The sequence below is a fragment of the Algoriphagus resistens genome (genome assembly GCF_001442615.1).
GTDB lineage: Bacteria > Bacteroidota > Bacteroidia > Cytophagales > Cyclobacteriaceae > Algoriphagus > Algoriphagus resistens.
In genome coordinates this window covers 1-2,449 of sequence record NZ_LMXN01000037.1, presented here as the reverse complement: position 1 = coordinate 2,449, position 2,449 = coordinate 1, and the positions used below count along the sequence as shown (strand labels likewise).

Here is a 2,449-nt window from a genome sequence, read left to right as displayed (position 1 = left end):
TGTTGGATTGGAGGTTTTCCAGGTTGCCATCCCAGCCTGCAGCCAGGTAATACCGGTAGTTCCCCGCTCCTCCCCTGATATTGAGACTGTATTGCTGGTCAAGCCCGTTTCTATAAAGCTTATTCCGGTAGTCTTCCCGGATGTCCCTGTTGCCCAGTTCGGTCAGGCGTTGGCTGAGTTGCTGATCAGACAACTGACCATCCCGGTGCAGGATCAGATTTTCCACTACCGGGCTCAACGGTTGACGGCTAATCGAATTCTCTCTGGAGGTATAATACCCATCTTCAAACAGCATCCTTTCAATGGCGATCAATTCTTCGCTGCTCATCAACGGTTGATAGAATGGATCGGGGCGTTCTGTCAAGGTGGCATTGGCCATCAGGTTCACGCGGGTGCCCTGTCCCTGTTTTCCGGTTTTGGTGGTAATGACAATCACCCCATTTCCTGCCCTTGCTCCCCAGATAGATGCCGCTGCGGCATCCCGCAGTACCGAGATGCTCTCCACATCGTTTGGGTTGATATTCTCTATCGGCCCATCATAGGGAAAGTTATCGATAACTATCAACGGGCTGGCATCAGAGAACAGGGTTGACCTGCCCCTGATACTTATTTTGTCTGTCCGTGACCCGTTTCTGTTGAATACCAATCCGGGGGTCACATCCTCCAGCCTATCCAGCACGGAGGTACTTGTTCTCCTGTTTACCAACGCTTCGTCCAGTCCCACAAATGAACCGGTCTGTCTCTCCTTTGGGATTTCCTGATAGCCGGTGGCATATACCTCCACTCCATCGAGGCTCAGCGATTTCGGTGTCAGGTAAATTTCCAGCGGTTCTTCCAAAGGAAGCCCAAGTGTAAATTCCCCGGTCTCAAAACCTATGAAACTGACCGTCAAGGTCACCGTGTTTCCTCCCAAAACCAGGGAAAATTTTCCGTTTTCATCTGAAATCACAGCACTGTTTCCCTGGCCTACACGGATACTTGCCCCGGGCAGGGGAATCCGCTCATCGGAGGAAAAGACCGTTCCTTCCAACCGGTTGGTTTGTGCTGTGGTTTGCAAAAAGACAAAACTGAATGCCAGCATCAAAAGCAGACATTTATGGAAGCTTGTAGACGGCTTGTTTAATTGGTCGCATCCAACAAAAAGCCTGGTATGTTTATTGGACATGGCTGATTGGTTTTTGGGAAATAGATTTGACGATCAGATCCCTGAGATGATCGGGATCTGTATATAGCTGCGTTACGGAAATAAGCCTCCCGTCAGGACCGATGAGTATAGGTCTGGGGGCAGAGGAGATCAGATAATTTCTGAAAAACGGATGGGAATAGCCTGCTTCTCCCGTATTCAGCCGAAGCCAGTTGCTTGAATTATATAGCCCGCTTGTATTGCCCTTTTCCCAAATGCCGGCCTCCCTGTCTGCTGAAAGCGATATCAGCACCAAGTCACCGCGTCCTTTTAACTCCTGCTCAATTTTGGAAAGAACATTTTTGTAATAGGAGGAAGATGCCGAACACCCTGTGAAATACGTGTTGACCAACAGTGTCTTACCCTCAAAATCCGAAAGACGATACACTTTCCCGTCCTCATCCTTAAAAACAAAATCAGTGATCTTACTTTCTGGCTGGATGGCTCCCACCAGCTCTTGAACCTGCTGTTTTAAGGAAGGATTCATTACCTGAGCTGCCAATCCTTCAAGTTCTTCCGGGGACTCAGTGCCCATCTTTACCATTTGTGAAATATGTTTGCCAAGTATAAAATCCCTAAAGTTCCCGTCCGGGTAATTTAGTATCAGTTCTCCTATCCGCTGGTTTTCCAGTTTGGCCTGTAACTGGAGGATTTTATAACGGAGTGCAATCTGCTTTTCCGGAGGTGGAAGCAGCCCGGATGTCTTAAGTCCTACATCGTATGTAGGGAGAATCTTCATAAATGTTTCCCGGATCAGATCCCGTTCCTGTTCAGATTTGGCATAGCCCAGTAAGGTCTGCAGCCTCCCTGTCTGTTTGATATAAAAAGCGGACTGGAGTTCACTCTTTAGATAAGCAAGGATCTCCGGGGCTATAATTCCTTCATAATAGGAAAGCAGATGTCCCAATTCCCGGAAGTAAACCGGATCCGTAGTGGTTTCTTTCCAGGCCTTAAGCATTTCAGGCACATCGATTGGTACCAACCTGGCCTTGGCTCCAAAGTCCAGTTGTGATTTTTCGAATTCACCCAATCTTTCTTCGGATCCAAATAGGTTCTTCCCTTTGCGTACATGAAGCTTCATCCCCTCTTCTCTGGTGATGCGGGCAAGGAGTTTTTCTGCCTGCTCCTGTAATTCGAACAGGGCATAACCGGGACCGGCAAAAACCTTCTGTCCCTTTTGCAGGTCAATAAACATTTTTATACTGTCACCCGGAAAGACAAGATATTGATCTATAATCCTGGATTCATCCAGATACATTGACAGCA

2 protein-coding genes are annotated in these 2,449 nt (G+C 47.9%); both read right to left on the bottom strand.

The genetic code is table 11. The annotated features are described in order from the left end of the window. On the bottom strand, window positions 1-1,165 hold a 1,165-nt coding region (locus AS141_RS25775), incomplete at its 3' end, for a TonB-dependent receptor plug domain-containing protein (protein ID WP_157243608.1). Continuing rightward, a partial coding sequence (locus tag AS141_RS25770) for a TlpA family protein disulfide reductase (protein ID WP_198293631.1) occupies window positions 1,155-2,449 on the bottom strand: 1,295 nt, incomplete at its 5' end. The genes AS141_RS25770 and AS141_RS25775, both read right to left, overlap by 11 nt.